The 20,174-nt window shown below is 68.3% G+C and carries 18 protein-coding genes; 10 read left to right on the plus strand and 8 right to left on the minus strand.

Translation table 11 applies throughout. From position 1 onward, the window contains the following. Positions 1-46: 46 nt before the first annotated feature. Positions 47-400, minus strand: a complete 354-nt coding sequence (locus QH195_RS15875) for a DoxX family membrane protein (RefSeq protein WP_280435936.1) — start codon at positions 398-400, stop codon at positions 47-49. 471 nt (positions 401-871) lie between these two features. On the opposite strand from QH195_RS15875, the gene QH195_RS15880 reads away from it, so the two are divergent. After that, positions 872-1,840, plus strand: coding sequence for an Acg family FMN-binding oxidoreductase (locus QH195_RS15880; protein ID WP_280424001.1), 969 nt, complete (start codon positions 872-874; stop codon positions 1,838-1,840). Positions 1,841-1,862: 22 nt separating this feature from the next. Here QH195_RS15880 and QH195_RS15885 read toward each other — a convergent pair whose 3' ends face one another. After that, complete coding sequence (locus tag QH195_RS15885; RefSeq protein ID WP_280435937.1) at positions 1,863-2,774, minus strand: oxygenase MpaB family protein; 912 nt, start codon at positions 2,772-2,774, stop codon at positions 1,863-1,865. 13 nt (positions 2,775-2,787) lie between these two features. Then, the gene (locus QH195_RS15890) at positions 2,788-4,230 is read right to left on the minus strand and encodes an MFS transporter (protein WP_280435938.1); all 1,443 of its coding nucleotides are present in this window, start codon (positions 4,228-4,230) and stop codon (positions 2,788-2,790) included. A 77-nt stretch (positions 4,231-4,307) separates the two neighbouring features. On the opposite strand from QH195_RS15890, the gene QH195_RS15895 reads away from it, so the two are divergent. From QH195_RS15895 to QH195_RS15905, 3 genes are all read left to right on the plus strand, one after another. Beyond that, entirely contained in the window at positions 4,308-4,985 is a 678-nt protein-coding gene (locus QH195_RS15895) for a TetR/AcrR family transcriptional regulator (RefSeq protein WP_280435939.1), read from the plus strand. After that, positions 4,982-5,905, plus strand: a complete 924-nt coding sequence (locus QH195_RS15900; RefSeq protein ID WP_280435940.1) for an NAD-dependent epimerase/dehydratase family protein — start codon at positions 4,982-4,984, stop codon at positions 5,903-5,905. The genes QH195_RS15895 and QH195_RS15900 overlap by 4 nt, the downstream gene beginning before the upstream one ends. Before the next feature lie 288 nt (positions 5,906-6,193). Then, positions 6,194-7,855 (plus strand): bifunctional 3'-5' exonuclease/DNA polymerase, encoded by a 1,662-nt coding sequence (locus QH195_RS15905; RefSeq protein ID WP_280435941.1) that lies wholly within the window; start codon positions 6,194-6,196, stop codon positions 7,853-7,855. A 30-nt stretch (positions 7,856-7,885) separates the two neighbouring features. Here QH195_RS15905 and QH195_RS15910 read toward each other — a convergent pair whose 3' ends face one another. After that, a complete protein-coding gene (locus QH195_RS15910) occupies positions 7,886-8,416 on the minus strand; it encodes a MarR family winged helix-turn-helix transcriptional regulator (RefSeq protein WP_280424007.1) in 531 nt (176 codons plus the stop codon). 140 nt (positions 8,417-8,556) lie between these two features. On the opposite strand from QH195_RS15910, the gene QH195_RS15915 reads away from it, so the two are divergent. Together QH195_RS15915 and QH195_RS15920 are read left to right on the plus strand one after the other, a co-directional pair. Then, complete coding sequence (locus tag QH195_RS15915) at positions 8,557-8,901, plus strand: DUF1801 domain-containing protein (RefSeq protein ID WP_280424008.1); 345 nt, start codon at positions 8,557-8,559, stop codon at positions 8,899-8,901. A 171-nt stretch (positions 8,902-9,072) separates the two neighbouring features. Continuing rightward, positions 9,073-9,399 (plus strand): histone-like nucleoid-structuring protein Lsr2, encoded by a 327-nt coding sequence (locus QH195_RS15920; protein ID WP_280424009.1) that lies wholly within the window; start codon positions 9,073-9,075, stop codon positions 9,397-9,399. Positions 9,400-9,745: 346 nt separating this feature from the next. On the opposite strand, the gene QH195_RS15925 is transcribed toward QH195_RS15920, so the two are convergent. After that, positions 9,746-10,348, minus strand: coding sequence for a TetR/AcrR family transcriptional regulator (locus QH195_RS15925; protein WP_280435942.1), 603 nt, complete (start codon positions 10,346-10,348; stop codon positions 9,746-9,748). Positions 10,349-10,427: 79 nt separating this feature from the next. On the opposite strand from QH195_RS15925, the gene QH195_RS15930 reads away from it, so the two are divergent. Continuing rightward, positions 10,428-12,761 (plus strand): glycoside hydrolase family 3 C-terminal domain-containing protein, encoded by a 2,334-nt coding sequence (locus QH195_RS15930; RefSeq protein ID WP_280435943.1) that lies wholly within the window; start codon positions 10,428-10,430, stop codon positions 12,759-12,761. 75 nt (positions 12,762-12,836) lie between these two features. Here QH195_RS15930 and QH195_RS15935 read toward each other — a convergent pair whose 3' ends face one another. Further along, on the minus strand, positions 12,837-13,763 hold the full coding sequence (locus QH195_RS15935; protein ID WP_280435944.1) for a TetR family transcriptional regulator: 927 nt from the start codon (positions 13,761-13,763) through the stop codon (positions 12,837-12,839). 132 nt (positions 13,764-13,895) lie between these two features. Between QH195_RS15935 and QH195_RS15940 the strand changes: the two genes are divergently transcribed. Next, complete coding sequence (locus QH195_RS15940) at positions 13,896-15,104, plus strand: acyl-CoA dehydrogenase family protein (RefSeq protein ID WP_280435945.1); 1,209 nt, start codon at positions 13,896-13,898, stop codon at positions 15,102-15,104. 11 nt (positions 15,105-15,115) lie between these two features. Next, on the plus strand, positions 15,116-16,120 hold the full coding sequence (locus QH195_RS15945; protein ID WP_280435946.1) for a phosphotransferase family protein: 1,005 nt from the start codon (positions 15,116-15,118) through the stop codon (positions 16,118-16,120). 16 nt (positions 16,121-16,136) lie between these two features. On the opposite strand, the gene QH195_RS15950 is transcribed toward QH195_RS15945, so the two are convergent. Both QH195_RS15950 and QH195_RS15955 read right to left on the minus strand, forming a co-directional pair. Then, a complete protein-coding gene (locus tag QH195_RS15950; protein ID WP_280435947.1) occupies positions 16,137-17,420 on the minus strand; it encodes a GDSL-type esterase/lipase family protein in 1,284 nt (427 codons plus the stop codon). Between the two features lie 460 nt (positions 17,421-17,880). Then, the gene (locus QH195_RS15955) at positions 17,881-18,552 is read right to left on the minus strand and encodes a TetR family transcriptional regulator (RefSeq protein WP_280424016.1); all 672 of its coding nucleotides are present in this window, start codon (positions 18,550-18,552) and stop codon (positions 17,881-17,883) included. A 194-nt stretch (positions 18,553-18,746) separates the two neighbouring features. Between QH195_RS15955 and QH195_RS15960 the strand changes: the two genes are divergently transcribed. Further along, complete coding sequence (locus tag QH195_RS15960; protein WP_280435948.1) at positions 18,747-20,087, plus strand: lipase family protein; 1,341 nt, start codon at positions 18,747-18,749, stop codon at positions 20,085-20,087. The last annotated feature ends 87 nt before the right edge of the window (positions 20,088-20,174 follow it).

Genomic DNA, 20,174 nt, shown 5'->3' on the forward strand with positions numbered 1-20,174 from the left:
CTTTATCGGCCGGTCAGCTGTAGGTTCTTCCAGAATCGCGGAACACTCATTGGGATACATACCAAGAAGTGCTGGATAACTCGATGGTCACGCCACGGAGTGATGAACGTCTGTGACGGCCCTCACCCCGGCGCGCCGCCGGGCCCCGCGGGGGGGCCGGGGGCGCCTTCCCCAGTGCCAGCAGCGTGCCGCCCGCGATCTGGACGGCCGCGGTCACCTTGACCAGGGTGTCCGGGTCGGAGGGAAGCGATGATGCGATATTCGACGGCAGCGTTTCCTGCCCTTTCACCACCAGGTTCGACGCTTCCTGTACCCGTGATTGCGGATGCATCAGGGTTTCGACGCCGTTCGCGACGAACGTACTCGCCAGCAGCGGCCGGGCAAGCCGACGTATCAGCATGGTATGCATCCCTTTCCTCGGTGTATCGCATCTGTCACAGCCGGAAACCAGGGGAGGTTGCCCAGCGTACTGGCGATCTACCCGGCATTCGGTGCGGGAAACAGCGTGGCCTCGTGCGTGTCGCGGGCGCGGTACCCGGAGACCCGGTGGCGCGGCGCCCATGGCCAACATCACATCCCCGGCCCGCTGCCGGGTGCGGTCGGCGGATTCGCCCGGAACCTGCTGGCGCGCTGCGTAATCCGCAACTGTGATGTGTCCGGAACGAAGCGATCCCCGGATATCGGTCCCGATACCCCGATGCCGGGTCCGGCGCAATTGTCTACCTCGGGACCAGCGCAATCGCCGTCGCGGCCGTGGCTCATCGGCCGGCGTGTCGCGGTGATCTCGCCGTCTTCCCGGTGCGACTGTGGTCGGCCGCCGGAGCGGCGGTCATATCCGGAAACCAGCTATGTGACGGAAGGACGCACACATATGTTCGCCGCGATCCCGGATCGTGAGGCCATCGATATCGCACTCGGCCTGGCCGTCCGAGCGCCGTCCGTCCACAACACCCAGCCGTGGCGGTGGCGGCCCACACCCACCGGGATCCAGCTTTTCGCCGATTACGGTCGCCACCTCACCGCCACCGACCCCTACCAGCGGGCCCTGATCATCAGCTGCGGCGCCGCGCTGCACCATCTGCGTATCGCACTGGCCGCGTTGAACTGGTCGACCGGCGTGGAGTACTGCCCGGACCCCGCCGATCCCGGTCATCTCGCCACCGTGCACACCACCCGGCAGCGCCCCTCCGACCTGCAGATCGAGCAGGCCGCCGCCATCCTCCTGCGGCGCACCGACCGCCGCCGCTACCTGCCCCGCCCGATCCCGGCCGGGCATATGCGCGCTCTCGCGGGCCAGGTCTGTGCTTACGGTGCCGCGGTCCGGCAGGTCCCGGATCCGCTGCTCCCGCGGCTGGCCGGACCTATGCGCCACGCCACCGAACTGCACAGCGCCGACCCCGCCTACCAGGCGGAGATCGCCCGCTGGAGCGGTCCGGGCCGCGCCACCGACGGTGTTCCTTCCCGCAACGCACCTGCGCCTCGCCACGCCGGCGAGGTCCCGGTTCGCAGTTTCGCCCAGCCCGCTCTCCTGGACCCCGCCGACCGGCCCGACGGCGCCCAATGGCTGGTCGTGGGCACCCCGCGGGACGACCGCCGCGCTCAGCTGCGCGCCGGCGAAGCGATCAGCGCCCTCCTGCTGACCGCGACCGGACTCGGCCTGGCGACGAGCTTGCAGACCGAACCTCTCGGCATGCTCGACTCCCGGCAGCAGATCCGCACCGGACTCCTGCACGACTGTGCCTACCCCCAGGCAATGGTCCGCGTCGGCTGGACTTCCGGCAGCGCCGCGCCGCTCGCCGAAACCCCGCGCCGCCCGGTGGCGGAGGTCCTGGCCGCCTGACCCCGCCTCGGGTGCCGCCGGTTCATGGTTCACTCCGTGTGGTTCCAGGTGCCGGGACGGAGGGTCTGACCAGCGCTGATTTCTTGTGCCCGGTGATGATGTCGCCGAGCCGGAACACTTCGCGCGGGTCCGGTAGCAGGTGGTGTTCGGCGAACACCGCGATTCGGGCCAGGCGGCGCACCGCGTAGCGGAACGCGGCCGGCGGTTTCGGGATACCGAGGGTGTCGATGACGTGGTCTTCGGAGAACGCCAGCGCCAGCCAGCGGCCGAACCAGCGCAGCGGCCGCGGGAACCACCGGGTCGCGAACTGGTCGATGAGCGCGTCGGCCAGTCGTCGCCCGGCCGGCGAATAAGCGAAATCCGCGCTGGATTCATAGGATTCGAGAAGTTGTTCCATGTCCTGCCAAGTGTGCGGGATATCGGCGACACCGAGGCCTTCGGACACCTTGCGCCAGTGTATGAGTTGCGCACGGCGCTCGTTGTCGCTCAGTCCGGGCGCCCCCGCGATATGCCGCAGAAGCCGGTCGTAGCCCAGCGCGAAGACAGCGGCACTGTGCTGGAAGGTGTGCATCGGCATCGGCCAGTTGCGGGCAACGCCGGAATGCCAGTTCCGGACGAAGTCGAGGCTTTCGATACTGGTGGGGCTGGATACTCCGTCGTCGATCCACGAGAAGAGGTGGAACATGGTCTCGTCGGCACGTCGGCTTCCGTGGTCGTAGAGCATCCCGGTGCCGTTGCGGTCCACCGACTCCGCCGAAACAGGCGGACCGGCGAAGCGGACGAATCCAACGGTGTAGAACAGGTGCACCACGAGCAGGCTTTTCGGTATGAGCCGGCAACTGGTCAATCGCACGATCTGTTCACTGTCCACCTCCGGATCGAGTCGTTCGATCTCGGCACGAATCCACTTGAATGCACGTTTCTCGGTTGTCATCAGGGTTCTCCCATCAATCGTTCACTGCGGCAGGGATTTCGGACTCGGGCTCCGAGGCCTGAGCCGGACGGGTGCGCAACAGGGCGACGGTCAGCACGGCACCTGCCGCGGCGAGCGCGCCGGCGACCGCGAATGCGAGGTTCAGCCCGGTCCGGTAGGCGTCGGCCGCCGTGGATTGCCGGGCCACCACATCGGCGAGTAGCAGAACGGCCGTGACGCCGATCCCCGCCCCGACACGCTGTGCGGTGTTGACGATGCCCGCCGCGATCCCGGCGTCGTCCTTGTCGACAGAGGTGACCGCCGGGACTGTGACGCCGACGAACGAGGCGGGCAGCCCGATGCCGAGCAGCACCGCACCGGGCAGCACGTCGATCAGATAGTTGCCGTGTTCGGGCAAGCGGGCGAACAGGGCCATCGCCATGGCCTGCAGCCCGAGGCCCGCGGCCAGTACCCGCCAGGCGCCCAGGCGGTCGAGCGCATACGGGATCAGCGTGCGGGAGACGACGACGTTCACCACGGCCACCGGCAGCACCGCGAGGCCGGACGCGGTGGGACTGTAGTGCTGGGTGTTCTGCAAGTACAGAGCCAGTAGGGCGAAGGCGGGCACATGGGCCGCGCCGACCAGCGCGTTGACCACGGCGGACCCACTGACCTGGCGAATGGTGAACAGCCGCAACGGCATCAGTGGATGTGAGCTGCGAGCCTCCAGGAACACGAAGCACGCGAGCAGCGCGAGCCCGGTCACCAGCAGGCCCCACGCCAGGGTGCGAGTCGACTCGTCGCCGAGCGCGCCGATGGCATAACCGGTGATCAACAGTGCCGCGGTCCCGGTGATCGCTCCCGGCACGTCGAGTCGGCGCACCGCCCGGACGGACAATGCCGGATCCGCCGGGAGCGCCCGGACGAAAGCCAGCGCCAGGACGCCCACAGGCAGGTTGATCAGGAATATCGACGGCCAGCCGAACACATCGGTGAGTGGTCCACCGACCGCGGTCCCGATGGCCGCCCCGGCCGCCCCCATCGCACTCCACACCCCGAACGCGCGATTTCGCGCGGCGGGCCGGGTGAACGTCATGGTGAGCAACGCCAGCTGGGCGGGGATGACCACCGCCGCGCCGAGACCCTGTAATGCCCGGGCGGCGACGAGGACCGCCGGGGTGGGCGCGAATCCGGCCAGCGCGGACGCCATCGTGAAAACAGTGAGCCCGGCCGTGAATACCCGGCGTGGACCGAACATGTCCGCGGTGCGCCCGCCGAGCAGCATGAATCCGCCGAATGCGAGCAGGTAGGCATTGGTCACCCAGCCCAGTCCCGCTTCGTCGAGCCCGAGGTCCGCGCCGATGCTGGGCAGCGCCACATTCAGCACGGTCGTATCCAGGAAGACCACCAGCTCGACCATCGTGATCAACAGCAGGATCAGCCGGTCCTTCCCGCCGAGTGCGCCTCTACTCGCCATGACGGTCCTTTCACTAGAGCATTACTACAGTGAAAGAGTTCACTAGAGTTGCGCTCTAGTCAAGTAGGATTCGGGGCATGACAGGTAAAACCACCGGTGTACGGGCGGCCAAAACGTTGGCCAACCGGGCGAAGATGCTGGCAGCGGCCCGGGAACTGTTCACCACCCGCGGCTATACGGCCACCACGATGAAGGCGATCGCCGAGCGGGCGGGGATGGCGGAGCAGACGCTCTACTTCACCTTTGCCACCAAACGCGCGATCCTGTCCGAACTACTCGACGTCGAAATCGCCGGCGATACCGAACCGGTCGCCACCATGGACCGTCCCTGGTTCGCGGCGGCGGTGGCGGCTGCGCCGGCCGAGCAGATCCGGCTGCAAGTCGCCGCGGCGGCAACGATCTACGCCCGGGTCAGCCCGCTGCTCGAAGTGATCAGGTCGGCCGCGGCGACGGATCCCGAACTCGCCGAACTCTGGGAATCCAATATCGCGCAGCGTCACCTGGTCCAGCTTCGCTTGGCCGAGGCCCTCGTCGCCAAGATGCCGCTGCGCCAGGGCATCACAGCCGCCCGCGCCGCCGATATCGCGCTCGCCACGCTGGCCCCCGAGACCTATCGGCTACTCGTCCACGAACGCGGCTGGACCGACGCCGAGTGGGCATCCTGGGCCACCGACGCGCTCACACTGCAACTGCTCCCCGCCGGACGATTCCCCGCGGTCTCCGTGGAAGCATCCGCGCGGGAAGAGACCCGATGAGTGTGCTGGTGCTGGGCGGGTACGGAGCTGTCGGTACCCATTTGGTGCGACTACTACGCGCGCAGGGAATCCCGGCCCTCGTGGCAGGCCGCGATCCGGCGCGCGCGGACCGGGTGCTCGATCTGGCCGCGATGGACAGTTTCGTCACCGCGTTGGCCGGGATGTCGATCGTGGTGAACTGTGCGGGCGTCGAAGACGTCCGGCTCGTCGAGGAGTGCACCCGTCGCGGGGTCGTGTTCGTCGAGATCTCGGCGACGTCCGACTATGTGCAGGTATTGGAGCAGGTCGAGGGGCCGGTGGTACTCGGAGTCGGATTGGCGCCCGGCCTGACGACTGTGCTGGCCGCCGACGTGCTCTCGAGCGATCCCGGACCGGTCGACATCATGATCGGGCTCGGCGCCGGCGAACACCACGGTCCCGCAGCGACTTCTTGGACCTACCGACTGCTGGGACGACACTTCGCCGACCCCGGCGGCGCCAGTGTCCGCAACTTCACCGCACCGGCACGCTTCACGATTCCCGGACGAGCACGATACAAGCCATTTCCCGCGGTGCGGGCCGACTTCGCCGACCAACACCGACTCACTCGCGAGTTCGGAGTCCCCGTCCGCACCTACTTGAGACTGGATTCCCGGCTCGCCACCGCGGGTCTGGCGGCACTCACCTGGGCCCCGCCACTCCGGGTGTTGACTCCCCGGCGAATGCCCGGCGGCGACAGATGGGTGGTTCTCGTTCGATCCGTCAACGGGTCATTGCGGTGGGCCACGGGCTGTGGGCAATCGCTTGCCACGGCCGCGGTCGCCGCCGCCCTGGTTCGGGAGATGGCACACGACCGAATAACCGCACCGACATGGATGCACGAACTTCTCGAGATCGGCACGCTGCGGCACGGTCTATCAACGATGGGTATCGAGTTCTGACTGCTGAGCGCCACTTTTCGTGCCACTGACGCCATATGCCGTGCTGCCGCCCGTGGGGGAGCGCATGGCCGCATATTCGGCTCGCCGACCTCGAAATGCTGGGCAGGGCGGTTCCTTCCGGTCGATCCACAGCGAAGGGGTGAGCCACACGAGCACCGTTACCCTGAACGGAAACGCCCTGGCCGACCGTGGATCGTCACTATCTGGCGATACCTAGATATGCGCATCTAAATATAAGATCGTCGTACCACTGCGGAAGATGTCGGACGCCGGTGCCAGACTCGGAACGTGCGATGGGCGGTAGCGGACACAGGTGATGGTGGTGCGGTTCTGTGTCCACTCGGTCCGGATGGCCGCCCCGCGGGCGCCGTGCTCCACGAACCGTCGCTCGCCGAGGCGGTGCGGACGCGGCCCGAGGTCGAGAGGTGGGTGTGGCGGTCCACCGCCGGAATCTACCGGTCCCTACTGGCTGCGGGTGTGTGGGTGGAGCGCTGTTACGACGTGGAGGCCGCAGAAGCCTTGCTCATCGGATACGAAGAGGGACAGTCCGGGCAGCCTCGGTCCCTGTCGGCTGCTTGGGCGCGCCTGCACAAGCGGCCGGTGCCGCCGGATGCTCCGCCGCGGGCCGCTGAGCTCCAGCCGTCGCTGTTCGAATCGGGCCCGGTGCCGTTGCCCGCCGGGACGGACGAATTCACCGCCCTGTTGGAGGTCTACGCGGATCAGCTGGCCCGGGCGGCGGCCACCGGGCATCCGGAACGGATGCGGCTGCTGCTGGCCGCGGAATCGGCGGGCATGCTGGTCGCGGCCGAGATGTCGCGGTCCGGTATCCCGTGGCGCGCCGATATCCACCGCGAGCTGCTGGACACGCTGCTGGGTGAACGCTATCCGGGCGGGTCGCAACCCCGCCGGATGGCGGAGCTGGCCGATGAAGTATCGCGCGCTTTCGGGTCCAGGGTCCGTCCGGATCTGCCCAACGACATCATCAGGGCCTTCGCCCGCGCCGGAATCGAACTGTCGTCCACCCGCAAGTGGGAGTTGCAGCGAGTGGAGCATCCGGCGGTGGGGCCACTGCTGGCGTACAAGACCCTGTACCGCCTGTACACCGCCCACGGCTGGTCGTGGCTGGAACAGTGGGTGCACGACGGGCGCTTCCGCCCCGAATACCTGCCCGGCGGCACGGTTTCCGGGCGCTGGACCACCAATGGTGGTGGTGCCCTGCAGATTCCGAAGGTGATCCGCCGGGCGATCCGCGCCGACCCGGGCTGGTGCCTGGTGGTCGCCGACGCCGACCAGTTGGAGCCGCGGATACTCGCCGCAGTTTCGCGCGATCCGGGGTTGATGCAGGCGGCCGGACGGGTCGACGATCTGTACGCGGATCTGGCGGCTCGTGGGTTCGGTGGTGATCGAGCGCAGGCCAAACTCGCGCTACTGGGCGCCGTCTACGGTCAGACCTCGGGAGACGCCCTGACCCACTTGGCCGGTCTGCGGCGCCGATATCCGGCCGCCGTGGCCTACGTCGACGAAGCGGCGCGGGCAGGTGAAGAGGGCCGGTTGGTGCGCACTTGGCTGGGGCGGACGTGTCCGCCGGTATCGGTGGAAACCCCGGACCGGCAGGTTCTGCCGGGCGGCCGCGAATACGGCACCACCTCCGCCGCGCGTGCCCGGGGCCGTTTCACCCGGAACTTCGTGGTGCAGGGCAGCGCCGCCGAATGGGCCCTGCTGGTCCTGGCGGGTCTACGTCATGCGATGAACCGTGCCGGACTCCGTGCCGAGTTGGTCTTCTTCCAGCACGACGAGGTGATCGTGCACTGTCCACACGAGGAGGCGGCACGGATCGCCGATATGATCGCCACCGCGGCCGATACCGCAGGACGGCTGGCTTTCGGGGCGACACCGGTGCGGTTTCCCTTCTCGACCGCGGTGGTGGAGTGCTACGGGGATGTCGAATAGGGCGCGGCCGGCGCGCTGACAACGGATCGGTTACTCGGTGTCGCGGCTGTCCGGCGGCGCCTCCAACGTGTGCAGCAGGGTTCGCAGGAGGTCTTCGAGGGCGTCCTGCCCGGCAGCGGGGAGTGCGGACAGCAGCCGGGTGACGTTGGCAGTGTGCGCGGTCATCGCCTCGTCCACCGTGGTGAAACCTTTTCCGGTCAGCCGGACGTGGAAACTGCGCCGATCGTTGGGGTCGAGTGTGCGTTCGACGAGACCGGAGGCCACCAGCCGGTCGATCCGGTTGGTCATGCCCGCTCGCGTGAGCAACAGGGCGGCCGAGAGCTGTGAGGGGGTGAGGGTGTAGGGGTCACCCGCCCGGCGCAGGGTCGCGAGAACATCGAATTCACCGCGCTGGAGGCCGAATTCGGTGAAGACGCGTTCCTGTGCCGGGCGGAGGAGAAGAGCGGCCCGGCCGAGGCGGCCGACGATACCGATCGCCGTGAGATCGAGGTCCGGGCGTTCACGTGCCCAAGCCGCTACGACAGCGTCGACGGAGTCGGGTTCGGGGGTGTTCTCACTCATGTCCGCAGTCTATTCGCCTTTTGATAGTTTGGCATCGAACTATTAGGTGTATGATTATATTTGCGCGCTGTGGCGGTCCCGCTGAACTATCACCCCGCTCCGGCGCCGGACCATCATCATCGAATTCCCGAGGAGCGCCCATGAACGCCGAAGTAACCCAATACATCGACAAGTTGCCGTCGTGGCAGATCGAGGTGTGCCGGCAGCTGCGCGCCATGGTTCACCGAACGATTCCCGGCGTCGAGGAGCAGATCCAGTACGGCAAACCGCACTTCCTGAAGAACGGGCAGCATGCGGCGTTGCTCCACGCGGCCAAGAGCAAGGTGTCATTCATGGTGTTCAACGCATCGGAGATCGAGGCGAGCAAAGGAGTGTTCCGGTCGATGGGCAACGGTGAGCGCAAGACCGCCGATATCGCCGAGAGCGGAGATGTCGACTACGACCTGCTCGCCGACTTCTTGGCAAAGACGAGCAGCAACCTCTGAGCGGCATGCCGCCGCGTCGAAGACCCTGCCGGGCCCGACGTCGTTCAGGCGACGTGGTTTTCGGATCCGTGGCTCGCCCGGCGTTGCGCATGATGCTCGATATCGGTCACTGCTACTGTGCCGCGGGATGTTTGGGTGACCCGCCCGGGTCGGTGAGTGGAGGTATGGAGCGTGGCGCGCAAGGTAGTTGTCACTGTGGTCGATGATCTGGACGGCGAGTCCGCTGCGGCGGAGACCGTGTCGTTCGGTATCGACGGGGTGCTGTACGAAATCGATTTGACCGAGGCGAATGCGCGGGAGTTCCGCGCGAGCATGGCGAAGTGGGTGCCGTTCGCCCGCCGGACCGGAGGCCGCGGCCGGATCAAAGGATTCGTGGCCGGAGGATCGAAGGACGCGAAAACGGTACGCGAGTGGGCGCGGAACAACGGTCACGATGTGCCCGACCGCGGCCGTATACCGTCTGCTGTGCAGGAGGCCTATCAGCGCGCCGCGAGTTGATCGCGTAGGCGCGGGCTCGCCGCCCGGTCCGCCACGGCGGCGTCGAGAAGCAGGTCGGACGCAGCTCGCCATGAGATCCGGTGTGCCGGTCGACCGCCGGTTCGACGCATCACGCTGCGTAGTCATCGATCACTGCCGCGATTGCCGCGGCAGTGATCGACATCGTTGTTCTCTAGGTGGTCGACCGGTCACCACCGCTGATCTCTCCTGTGAACCGGCGGGCTCGAACGCTTCTGGACTGCTGATCGGTACCGCTGTGCTGCGAACACGGAGTTCGCGAACCGGCGCTCCGGCCGTTCGTGCCGTGGGCCGGCTCCGCAGCGGCGCGCGTGTGGCCGACCCGGATTCACTCGGTGTCCGGCGGCGCGGCTGCCGTGAGAAGCTCCCAAAGGTAGGCGACATGGTCGGCCATATCGACCTCGGGATCGTAGAGCCACTGCAATTGCAGTCCGTCCATGAGGGCGACGGCCAGGACGGCGAAGCGCTGCGGGTCGAGATGGGCGGGGAGATGGCCGTCGCGCTGCAGATCGGTGACGGCGTCGGCGGCGAGGTGGCGGATATCGCGGTATCGGTCGCGGAAGAAGGTGTGCGCGCGGTGTTCCGGGCGCGCGGCCTCGCCGGCGAAGCGGGTGTACAGCTCGACCAGGCCGGGGACCTCGGCGTTGTGCCGCACCACCTGGATGAAACTGTCGGGGACATCGGGAGTCTGGTTCTCGGGCGAGGTGAAGGCGAGTCCGTCCACGGCGTCGCGACGGGCGAGGATGGCGGTGAAAAGATCTTCCTTGCTGCCGAAGTAGTGCAGCAGCCCGCTCTGGCTGAGCCCGACCGCGTCGGCGAGTTCACGCACGGTGGTGCGGCCATAGCCGACTCGCGCGACGATCGCCAGGGCCGCCTCCAGGATCTCCTCCCGCTTGGCGACACCCTTCGAATACGAGCCACGTCGCGCCACGGCGTGACTGTACCCGGCGCCCTTTGTGAACAAAAACCGAATGGCGTACTGTTTTCGGTATCCGACCGGAGGAGTCTCGATGACGAGCCGTACCGATCTGTCCGATCTCTCCCTTGCCGAGAAGGCCGCCCTCGGTAGCGGCGCCGATTTCTGGACCACCGAGGCGATCGGGCCCGTTCCTGCGTTGACGCTGACCGACGGCCCGCACGGCGTGCGCCGCCAGACCGGCGCGACGGATCACCTCGGCCTGGCGGGCAGCGAGCCCGCCACCTGCTTCCCGCCCGCGGTCGGGCTGGCGAACAGCTGGGATCCGGGTCTGGTGCGCCGGGTCGGCGAAGCGCTGGGCCGGGAGGCCCGCGCGCTCGGGGTGGATGTCCTACTCGGACCCGGCGTGAACATCAAACGCGATCCGCGCGGCGGTCGTAATTTCGAGTACTACTCGGAGGACCCGCTGCTCACCGGCCGGCTCGGTGCGGCCTGGGTCGAGGGCGTGCAGAGCGCGGGAGTCGGTGCCTCGCTCAAGCACTTCGCGGCCAACAACGCCGAACACGACCGGATGCGCGCGAGCTCCGATATCGACCCGCGCCCGCTGCGCGAGATCTACCTGCGCGCCTTCTCCCATATCGTCCGGACCGCGCGGCCGTGGACGGTCATGTGCTCCTACAACCGCATCAACGGCGTGCCCGCCGCGGAGAACCGCTGGTTGCTCACCGATCTGCTGCGTGGGGAATGGGGTTTCGACGGTGTCGTGGTCAGCGACTGGGGTGCGGTGGTCGACCGCCCCGCCTCGGTGGCGGCCGGACTGGACCTCGCCATGCCCGGCGGACCCGGCGCCGGGGACGATCGGGTGGTCGCCGCGGTCGAGGCAGGCGACCTGGCGGAGGCCGAGGTGACCGCGGCCGCCGCGAACGTCGCCCGGCTCGCCGAACGCGTCCGGACGACCCGAACTCCCGCCGGGGCCGATGGGGCGGGCGCCTCACCCGGGCATGCGGACCCCGGCGCGCCATCGGAGGGCAGCGCAGGCTCCGGTGTCTCCGGGGCGCTCGCCGACACCCACCACCGCCTGGCGCGCGAGGTCGCGGCCCGCTGCGTGGTCCTGCTGCAGAACGACCGCGACCTGTTACCGCTGACCCCGGGCCGCAGGATCGCGGTGATCGGCCCCTTCGCTGCCGAACCCCGTTACCAGGGCGGCGGCAGCTCACACGTCACCGCGACCCGCGTCGATGTCCCGCTCGACGAGATCCGCACCCTCGGCGGGGATGCCGTGAGTTACCACCCCGGCTTCACCGGCGCGTCCGGCGAGGCCGATGCCGCGGCCCTACGCGAGGAGGCCGTTGCGGCGGCCCGTGCCGCCGAGGTGGCGGTCGTCTTTCTCGGGCTGGCTGCCGACCAGGAATCCGAGGGCTTCGACCGCGAGCATCTGGAGCTGCCCGCCGAACAGCTGGAGTTGCTCGCCGCCGTGGTGCGCGCGCAGCCGGACACGGTGGTGGTGCTCGCGCACGGCGGCGTGCTGCGGCTGGAGCCCGTCGCCCGCCTGGCACCTGCGGTGCTGGACGGGGCGCTGCTCGGCCAGGCCGGCGGTGGTGCGCTCGCCGATGTGCTGTTCGGTGTGGTGAACCCGTCGGGCCGGCTGGCCGAGACGGTGCCGGTGCGCCTGCAGGACACTCCCGCCTACCTGAACTTCCCCGGCGAGAACTCGCATGTGCGCTACGGCGAGGGCCTGTTCGTCGGCTACCGCTGGTACGACGCCCGCGACCTGGACGTCTGCTACCCGTTCGGGCACGGCTTGTCCTACACCACCTTCGGCTGTTCCGGGCTCTCCGCCGAACCGGCGGGCGACGGGTTCACCGTGCGGCTCACCGTGACCAACACCGGTACGCGGCCCGGGCGCGAGGTCGTGCAGATCTACACCGGGGTCGCGGAATCGGCGGTACAGCGACCGGTTCGCGCGCTGGCGGGTGTCGCCGTCACCGGAGAGCTGGAACCGGGTGCGAGCGAGCAGGTTTCGATCGAGGTTCCGCGGGAGGACCTGACCTACTGGGAAACCCGCACCGAGCAGTGGGTGCTCGAATCGGGTACGTACCGGATCTGGGCCGGCGCCTCCAGCCGGGATCTGCGCGCCGAGACCGATATCGATCTGGCGGGCGATGCGCTGCGAGTGCCGATCACCATCGATTCGACGCTGGGCGAGGCGATTGCCGATCCGCGCGCCGCGGCCGCGCTGGGTGCGGTATTCGGCGAGATGGCCGACTCCATGGGCGGTGGTGACGCGCTCGGCACGGATATGATGCGCATGATCTCCTCGATCCCGCTGAACCGGCTCGCCCTTTTCGGGATGGCGCCGGAGCAGCTCGACGCCCTGCTCGCCGCAGCGAACGCGGACGGCCCGGACCCGCATGGACCTGCCGATTGAGCTGCTGCGTTCCCCGGGTTCCACAAGCCTGTTCTCCACCGGCGCCGCCCAGGCCGGGTGCGCCGCGGTGCAGTATCACCCGGTAGGTGGGATGGTCTGGCGAGAAGTGGCCGCCGGCTGGTCTCGAATCCCGAGCAGGGCGAGGGCGAAGCCGGCGTACTCGACGGCGATCTGTTCCGGTGTTGCCGGGCCGTCGAGCCGGAACCATTGTGGTAGCGAGGTGCACATTGTGGTGATGGCCCGGCCCGCGGCGCGGGCCCGGTCGGTGGTCAGCTGCGCCTCGTCGAGGGCGGCGTCGATGTCCTCGTCGAGGATGTACTGGAGTTCGTTGCGGGAGTTGGTGATCCGCACCCGGTTGTCCGGGGTCAAGCTGCGCATTTCACTGGCTCCGATGAACGCGAGTTCGCGGCGGTGGGTATGGAACAGGGCGAGCGCTTCGACGACGTGGGACACGCGGGCCCGTCCGGTATCCGCGTCCCGCCGTGCCGCCCGCACCCGCCAATGCAATTCGGCCATGGTCAGGTCGAGCGCTCGTACCAGCAGTTGTTGTTTGTCGCGGTAATGGTGGTACACGCCGGGCACGCTCATACCGGCGCGCTGCGCGATCGAACGCATGGTGGCGCCGTGGTAGCCGGTCTCGACGAACGAGGCGATGGCCGCGGCCAGTACCGGGTCGATATCCAAGGGCGGGAACTTCCGCCAGGAATTGGGTGACCCGGTATCCGGTTCGGCGACGGACGCGCGCTCGGGACTCGGTCGTGGATGATCGGAGAGGGGCGATTCCTGTTCGCCGACCAGCCAGGACACGGTAGTGCCGAGAACGGTTGCCAGCGCGCGTAGTCGCGGGACGGATACGCCGGTCTTCCCGTTCTCCACGGCGCTGAGCGTGGCGGGGCTGATATCCAGCCGCTGCGCGGCCGCCCGCAACGAGAGGCCCGCCGCGATCCTGGCCTGCCGCACTCTCGCTCCCACACTGTGCCGATCGCTGTCCGAGCCATCCATGGTGTTCAGTATATCTGAACACCATCGGGTAGGCGACAACCCGCGATTGACAGCGACAATCGGGTCATGTCACTCTGCTTACGTGTTGATGGCCGAGCGATCGTTCGGCGAACGAGATGGAGGAATCAACCTGTGGCGATCGATCTGTCCCTTCCCGGCGAGGTACAAGCGCTTGTCGATCGGACCCGGAGCTTCATCCGTGAACAGGTACTGCCGCTCGAGGACGCGCACGACGGTGATATCGCCGCGGCCGGTGGTGACAAGTTCCGTGTGGAGTTGCAGCAGGCCGCCCGGGACGCGGGCGTGTTCGCGCCCCATGCGCCGGTCGAATACGGCGGGCACGGCCTGGGAATGTCGGACCGGGCGTCGGTCTTCGAGGAGGCGGGGTACTCGCTGTTCGGGCCGACGGCACTGAATATCGCCGCGCCGGACGAAGGCAATGTGCATATGCTCGCGCATATCGCGAACCCGGAGCAGAAAGCCCAGTACCTCGCCCCGCTCGCGCACGGCGACGTGCGGTCGGCGTTCGCGATGACCGAGCCCGCTCCCGGCGCCGGATCGGATCCCTCCGCGCTGACCACCCGCGCGGTCCGGGCCCAGGGCGGCTGGCGGATCAACGGCACCAAATGGTTCATCACCGGCGCGGACGGTGCGGGTTTCTTCATTATCATGGCCCGTACCTCCGGCGAACCGGGGGAGCGGGGCGGAGCGACGATGTTCCTGGCCCCGGCCGATGACCCGGGTATCCGCGTGGGACGTCATCTCGACACGCTGGACCGGTCGATGGTCGGCGGCCACTGCGAGGTGTTCTTCGAGGATCTGCTGGTACCCGATTCGGCGGTGCTGGGCGAGGTCGACCGCGGTTTCGAATACGCCCAGGTACGTCTCGGACCGGCCCGCATGACCCATGTGATGCGGTGGCTGGGTGCCGCCCGCCGGGGCCACGATGTGGCGGTGGCCCAGGTAGCGCGGCGCGAAGGATTCGGATCGAAGCTGGGCGATCTCGGCATGGTCCAGAAGATGGTGGCCGACAACGAGATCGATATCGCCGCCACCCGCGCCCTGCTGACCCGCGCCTGCTGGGAACTCGACCGCGGCGAATCCGCCGGTAACGCCACCTCGATCGCGAAAACCTATGCGGCCGAGGCGATCTTCCGGATCGTCGACCGCAGTATGCAGATGTGCGGCGGGCTCGGTGTCTCCGGTGACCTGCCACTGGCACGGCTCTCCCGTGAGGTGCGCCCCTTCCGGATCTACGACGGGCCCTCGGAGGTACACCGGTGGGCGATCGCCAAACGCACCGTCGGTGCCGCCAAACGCGCCCTGCGGGACAGCGAATGAACCTACCGGGCATGGACGTAGCCGCGCTCGAGCGCTTCCTGCGCGATCAGGGAGTCGAGGTCCGCGGTGAATTACGTGTGGAACTGATCAGCGGTGGCCGGTCGAACCTGACCTACACCGCGGCCGACGACGACTCACGCTGGGTGGTCCGCCGCCCACCCGTGGCCGGACTCACCCCATCGGCACACGATATGGCACGCGAATACACGGTGACCGACGCGCTCCAGCACTCCGCGGTACCCGTGGCGAAAACGATCGCGTTCGACGCCGAAGGTACCGCGCTCGGCGCGCCGATGACCGTCGTCGAATTCGTCGACGGGACCGTGATCCGCGACCAGGACGACCTCGCCACGCTCGGCGACGAGCAGGTGAACACGGCTGTCACGGAGTTGGTGCGGGTGCTCGCCGAGTTGCACGCGGTGGACCCGGTGGCGGTGGGCCTGGAGAAGATCGGCCGGCCCGCCGGATTCCTCACCCGCCAGGTGAATCTCTGGGCAGCACAGTGGGAACGGGTCAAAACCCGCGAACTCGCCGATGTCGCGGCCCTGCACGCGGCGCTGGCGGACGCGGTACCAGCGGAATCGGCGGCCTCGATCGTGCACGGCGACTACCGCATCGACAACACCATCCTCGACTCGGCCGACCCCGGCCGGGTGCGCGCCGTGGTCGACTGGGAACTGTCCACCCTCGGTGATCCGCTCACCGATGCCGCGCTGATGTGCGTGTACCGGAGCCCGGTCTTCGACCTGGTCCTCGGCTCCCGGGCCGCCTGGACCAGCGACCGGATGCCCGCACCCGACGCGCTTGCCGAGGTCTATGCCACCGCGTCGGGTCGTGACCTCGGCAACTGGGGTTTCTACCTCGCCCTGGCCAATTTCAAACTAGGCGTGATCGGCGAAGGTATCACCCACCGCGCCCGGCACGGTTCCGACGCGGGTTCGGCCGCCGGCCGGGCCGCCGAGGCCACCCCCGAGTTCATGGCGGCCGGGCTGCGTGCGCTGAAGGGCGGCCGGTAGTGCGGAACGTGCGGCATCAGCAGCCGGGGTGCCGGGCGATCATGGCGAGTTCGACAGCATCGGCCATTGCGCGGTATCCGTGCGGGTTGGGATGGAGGCGGTCGGGGCTGGAGTAGTCGGCCCGCAGGGTTGCGGGATTGTGCGGGTCGCGCAGGGCGGCGTCGAAATCCACGATGCCGTCGGCGAGTTGCTGGGTACGGATCCAAGCATTGATTTCCTGGCGGTGCTTTTCGCTGTCGGGTGCGAGCAGGACACCGTCGACGAGTGCGTCGGAGGCCGGCAGCAGCGTGCCCAGCCAGATCTTCTTTCCGGCGCGGTGTGCCGCGGTGATCAGTTGCTCGTAGCCGGCGATCACCTGGGCGGCGGTGGCGGGTGGCGGCAGCCCGAGGTCGTTGATGCCCTCCTGTACCAGGACGCCGCTCATACCCGCCTGCTCCAAGGCGTCGCGTTCGAATCGGGCGAGGGCACTGGGGCCGAAGAGGAACGGTTCGCCGCCGGTGACCACCCGGTTGCTACCGATACCCGCGTTCACGACCGAGACGGGTATACCCGCGTCGTCGAGCCTGCGCTGGAGGAAATCGGGGTATCGGCTGTCGGTGTCGGCGACAGCGCGGTCGGCCGGGATCCCTGCCGGGGTCGTGCCGACGAACCCGTCGGTGATGGAGTCGCCGAACGCCACCACGGCATGCGTACCGGCGGGTGCGAGCACGTCCAGGGCGTGGACGTAGAACCAGGACCCGGTCCGGGCGGTGAACCGGTCGGCCGCGGTCCCGCCGGTGAGATTGCCGCTGCCCGGTGGTGAGTAGTACGAGGTCGCGTTGGCGTTCCAATGTTTGGTGGGTGGGCCGGCCCGGCCGGCGACGTGGATTCCGACGACCAGTGGCTGTGCTGAGATGGTCCGGAACGGTAGCGGGTCGCTGACGATATCGGCGCCCGCGGCAACGCTGATCGAGCGATTGCCGCCGAAGGTGACCGGCTGGATCCGGGTCGCGGCCGCTCCGTCGGTTTGCTCTCCGACGGTGACCTCGCCGAAGGTGACCGGACCCTGTCCGAAGCGGTTGGTGAGATGCAGCCGCAGCTGCTCGCCGCCGAGGTGCGGGGTGATGACCATCCGGAAGGTCTGATCATCGACCGCCAGTGGTACCGGCCCGCCGGACGCGTCCAGCGGGGTCAGGGAATCGGTGGGGCTGGCGGTCCACGCCGCGGCGAACCGTTCCCGGTCGCAGTGCTGATCACCCGGCTGGGCGGTAGCGGAGGTGGCTCCGGTCACCACCGACGCCGCGATGGCCAGTGTGATCACGGCTGCGACGACGGATGCCGCCGACCGGGCCGTGGGGGCGTGACAACTATGCATTTCGCCTACTCTTCGTCGAGCCTGTGGAGCCCGGGCATACCTGAACGCCCGGTGTGACGCCGTTATCCCGGCCGCGGTGGTGGAAACCGTTTCCCACTCGGATCGCGTACTCGTTTCGAAAGCCGCGGTGCCGGCGGTGCGGACCGAAACCGCGCGGTGGTCGCCGGATCACGGCCGGCTCCGGAGACAGGTGGGGGTGGTACCGGCTCCGTCGGGCCGAATCATGGATGCTGCCGAGATGGCGGCGCCGCATCCATGACATCCATGACGGTTACTTCCTCGCCGGCAAAAGTAGGCGAGCCGGAGGCGCGGAAAGCGCCGTCCGAGCGTTGCTGTCGGTGAGTGCGACGGATCCTGCGGTGAACGGTCGGTTTCGACGGCCGAACGGCTGCCCGGCCGGGAGCGGTCAGTCGTCCGTTCGGTCCGGTGCCCGGAAAGGTGTTGCGAGGGAGGCGATCACCGTCGAATCCGGGCCGGATTGCCGGTTCGCCCCACCCGATACGGCGGCGACTGCGTCGGCGTGGTTGTCGTGCGTGAGGCGGTAGACCGCGCGATCGAGGATGGGCAGGATTTCGGTGATCTCGAGGTTGTGGTCGGCGAAGCGTCCGATCAGCGCGTAGGTGAGGTTGTTGAGCACCAGCGAGATGTCTTCGACGTACGTGGGATCCGCCCGCTCGAAGAGTGCGGTGAGGATCGGTTGCATTGCCTCGACGCCTTGGGCGTCGAGCCGGTGTCCACAGGGACCGGTGCGGGCGCGGTGGTAGGCCTCCAGCATTCGCGGGTTGCGCTCCCAGGGCTGGAATACGTATCCGAGGACGCGCATCAGGCCGGCGTGCAGTGTTTCGCCCGGCTGCGGTCGTTGCATGGCGGTGAAACTGTGGGTGGCCATCCAGTGCTCGACCGCGGCGACGATCAATTCGTCGCGATCGGCGAAATGCTTGTACACGGTGGCGAGTGAGACGTGCGCGCGGCGGGCGACTTCGCGCAGTTGGACGGCTTCGTATCCCTCGGTTTCCAGCAGGTGGAGCACAACATCGACGATCTGATCGGCTGCCGCTGCTTTCGGTGCTGGACTCACAGGTCCACGGTAACGATTTCGGGTTTCTCCGTGCGAGCCGGACCGGCCCGGTGCCCGCACGACCGTATGGACAGCCCGGGTAACTATGTTACTGTCCGGTACGCCGCAGCTGTGACGCGCTCCATCGCGACAGGGTTGCGCGACTCGGGTCACTCGGGCAACGGGTCCTGGGTAAGAGTTATGGAGAGGTATCGATGGACCAGCAGCATGGGCGGAATCCCCGGCGGAGGTTGCTGCCGCGGGGCGTTCGGACGATTGCGGCCGCAGTGGCCGTCGCCTGCGCCGCCGCGGTGGCGGTGGTGACGACCCAGCAATCCGAGGCCGCGGCCGCGCCCGGCGAGTTCTACAGTCCGCCCGCGCAGATCCCGGCCGAGCCCGGCACGGTGATCCGGACCCAGCCGATGTCGCTGCTGGCCACTCTGCCCTCCGAGCAGGGGTGGCCGGGCAAGGCGGAACACATCATGTACACCACCCGGATGCAGGACGGTTCGCCGGTCGCGGTCACCGGGACCTATATCGATGCCTCGGGTCCGTGGCTGGGGGCCGGTCCACGACCGACGGTCGTCATCGGACCCGGTACGTCGGGCCAGGGCGACCGGTGCGCCATGTCGCAGGCCTTCTCGACGGGGATCACGATCACCACCGACCCCTCGCCGTCTCTGTCGGCGAACCAGGAGCTGCCGTCGTCGGCGGTGTGGAGCCGCCTCGGCGCGCGCGTACTGGTAACCGACTACATCGGCCTGGGCACTCCGGGTGTCCACACCTACGCGAACCGGATCGAGGAGGCACATGCCGTCCTCGACGGTGCGCGGGCGGCCAACAAGCTGGCCGGCACCGGTCCCGAGACCCCGCTGGTGTTCTGGGGTTACTCCCAGGGCGGCGGGGCCGTCGCGGCGGCAGCGGAGATGCAGCCCGACTACGCACCCGAATTGAATCTGAAGGGCACCTGGGCGGGTGGTCCGGTAGCGGATCTGGCCGCGATCCTCGAGCGGATCGACGGGGCGCTCATCGGCGGGGCGATCGGTTTCGCCATCAACGGGCTGCTGGCACGCTATCCCGACCTGGAAAAGGCGGTGGACCGGGTGACCAGCCAGTACGGCCGCGACACCCTGGCAGCGCTGAGTGATGCCTGTATCGGCGACATCATCACCCGCTACCCGTTCCTGAAGACCAGTTCGCTGACCCACGACGGGCAACCGCTCGGCGCGCACCTGCAGGCGATGCCGGAAGCCGCCCCGGCCCTGGCCGACCTCCGGGTGGGTACCCTGACGCCGGCCACACCGGTACTGATCACCAGCGGCCGCAACGACGACACCGTCCCCTACAACCAGGCCCGGCAGCTGGCCGACGACTGGTGCGCCAAGGGCGCGACGGTCGAATTCCGTACGAACGAACTGCCGCCGCTGCTGCCCGGAACCACCATCCCCAATCACTTCGGCCCGGAGATGATCGACGGGTTCGGGCCCGACAACGCGATCACCTATCTGCTGGATCGCCTGGCCGGTAAACCGGCTCAGGGCTGCACCATCGACTGACGTCCACTTCCGGAATATTTTGCGCCCGCACGAAAGTGCTGTGCGGGTTGCGGCCCGCGCGGCGTAGGGCTCGCTGGTATCGCGCGC

This window comes from Nocardia carnea (assembly GCF_029868855.1).
Lineage (GTDB): Bacteria > Actinomycetota > Actinomycetes > Mycobacteriales > Mycobacteriaceae > Nocardia > Nocardia carnea_A.